Below are 2,391 nucleotides of genomic sequence, written 5' to 3'. Positions count from 1 at the left end.
GTTTGACAAGCGCCGGTTTGTTGGTATATTGTATACCGAACGTGGTCATGGAAACACACACCGACTGCGTCCGATTCCGCCCCCCCCCTTTTTTTTTGAAGGAGCCAAAGATGACCCCGAAACTGCTGAACCGAGACGAGCTGCGCACGGCGCTGGAGAACGCGATCAAGGGCAAGAGTGCCAACCAGTCGCCCTTCAGCCTGGCCTGGGCCAGCGGCACCCTCAGCCGCGAACACCTGGCGCGCTGGGCCGAGAACCACTACCACTACGTCGGCCCCTTCGCCGATTACCTGGCCTACGTCTACGCCCGCACCCCCGACCACATGACCGACGCCAAGGACTTCCTGCTGGCCAACATGTACGAGGAAGAGATCGGCGGTGACCGCCACACCGACCTGCTCATCCGCTTTGCCGAGGCCTGCGGCACCACCCGCGAGCGCGTGGTCGACCCCGACAACATGTCGCCCACCACCCGCGCCCTGCAGAGCTGGTGCTACGCCGTGGCCATGCGCGAAGACCCCATCGTCGCCGTCGCCGGTCTGGTCGTCGGCCTGGAGTCGCAGGTGCCTTCCATCTACCGCAAGCAGACCCCCACGCTGCGCGAGAAGTACGGCTTCACCGACGAGGAAGTGGAGTTCTTCGACCTGCACATCGTCTCCGACGAGATCCACGGCGAGCGCGGCTACCAGATCGTGCTGGAGCACGCGACCACGGTCGAGCTGCAGCAGCGCTGTCTGAAGATCTGTGAGATCGGCGCCCAGATGCGCCTGCTCTACACCACCGCGCTCTACCACGACTACGTGGCCTCCTCGGCGCAGGAGAGCGCCGCGCTGGCCCTGGCGGCCTGAGCCTGAGGGGCGGGCGGTCGGTGGCCGTTGCCATGGACCGCCCGCCCCTTGCACCGACCCGATTCCCACCCAGGGGCCGCTGGCCCCACCCCGCACCATGACCATGCCCGTCGAAGAATTCCTCAACCACATCCACGGCGAATGGGTCCGCAGCCGCAGCGGGCGCACGTTCGACAACATCAACCCGGCCGACACGCAGGACAATGTGGGGCGCTTTCAGGCCTCCACCGCCGCCGATGCCGAGGCCGCCGTGGGCGCTGCGGCCGCGGCGTTCGAGGGTTGGCGCAAGACCCCGATCGGCCAGCGTGCCAAGGTGCTGAACAAGGCCGCCGATTACCTGGAGGCCCACGCCGACCGTTTCGGCCTGGAGCTCAGCCGTGAGGAGGGCAAGTCGGTGGCGCTGGGGCGCGACGAGTTCCTGCGCGCGGCCCAGACCTTTCGCTTCTACGCCATGGAGGCCCAGACCTTTGGCGGCGAAACTTACCCCCAGGACGATGCCGACATGGTGGTCTACAGCCAGCGCGAGCCGCTGGGGGTGGTGACGGTGATCTCGCCCTGGAACTTCCCGGCCTCCATTCCGGCGCGCAAGCTGGCCCCGGCGCTGGTGATGGGCAACACGGTGGTCTTCAAGCCCTCGTCGGACGCGCCGCTGTCGGGCCTGCGCCTGACCGAGGCGCTGGTGCAGGCGGGTCTGCCCGCGGGGGTGCTCAATTTCATCACCGGTCGGGCCGGGGATGTGGGGCCGATCATCACGACCTCGCGCGCGATCAGCGCGATTTCGTTCACCGGTTCGACGCAGGCGGGCATGCACATCCAGCGCACGGTGCACCTGACGACGCGCCTGCAGATGGAGCTGGGGGGCAAGAACCCCCTGATCGTGATGGAGGACGCGGACCTGGACCAGGCCGTGGACCTGGCGGTCAAGGGCGGCTTGTCGCTGACCGGGCAGGCCTGCACGGGCACCAGCCGCCTCATCGTGGTGCCTCAGGTCAAGGAGGCTTTCACGCAGCGCCTGCTGCAGCGGGTGCAGGCGCTCAAGATCGGGCCGGGCACGACGCCGGGCATGGACCTGGGGCCGCTGGCCACGGCCAAGCAGCTGGAGACGGTCTTGTCTTACCTGGAGATCGGTCGGCGCGAGGCCACGCTGCTGTGTGGCGGTGAGCGCCTGACGCAGGGGGTCTATGCCCAGGGCTATTACGTCTCGCCGGCGGTCTTCACCGATGTGACGCCCCAGATGCGCATCGCCCGCGAGGAGATCTTCGGCCCGGTGCTGGCCATCATCGAGGCGGCCGACTTTGCCGATGCCATGGCCAAGGCCAATGACACGGAGTACGGCCTGTCGGCGGCCATCGCCACGCGCAATCCGAAGTACATGCACGCCTTCGCCCAGGACATCCAGGCCGGCACCGTCAAGATCAACCGCACCACCACCGGCAACCTGGTCAATGCCCCTTTCGGCGGTGTCAAAAACTCTTCCACCTCCACATTCCGTGAGTCCGGCCGCGTCGGCCTCGAATTCTTCTCCTCCACCAAAATCATCTAC

Annotated in this window: 2 protein-coding genes; both read left to right on the top strand. The window is 66.9% G+C overall.

Annotation, left to right across the window (positions count from 1 at the left end; all coding sequences use genetic code 11):
• The first annotated feature begins 110 nt into the window (after window positions 1-110).
• Window positions 111-848, top strand: coding sequence for an iron-containing redox enzyme family protein (locus tag CON77_RS09190; RefSeq protein ID WP_101048860.1), 738 nt, complete (start codon window positions 111-113; stop codon window positions 846-848).
• Window positions 849-945: 97 nt separating this feature from the next.
• On the top strand, window positions 946-2,391 hold a 1,446-nt coding region (locus CON77_RS09185; protein ID WP_101048859.1), incomplete at its 3' end, for an aldehyde dehydrogenase family protein.

The organism is Macromonas nakdongensis, assembly GCF_002837145.1.
Lineage (GTDB): Bacteria > Pseudomonadota > Gammaproteobacteria > Burkholderiales > Burkholderiaceae_C > Macromonas_B > Macromonas_B nakdongensis.
The sequence above is the reverse complement of the archived record's forward strand: the minus strand, read 5'-3'. Positions and strand labels throughout refer to the sequence as shown.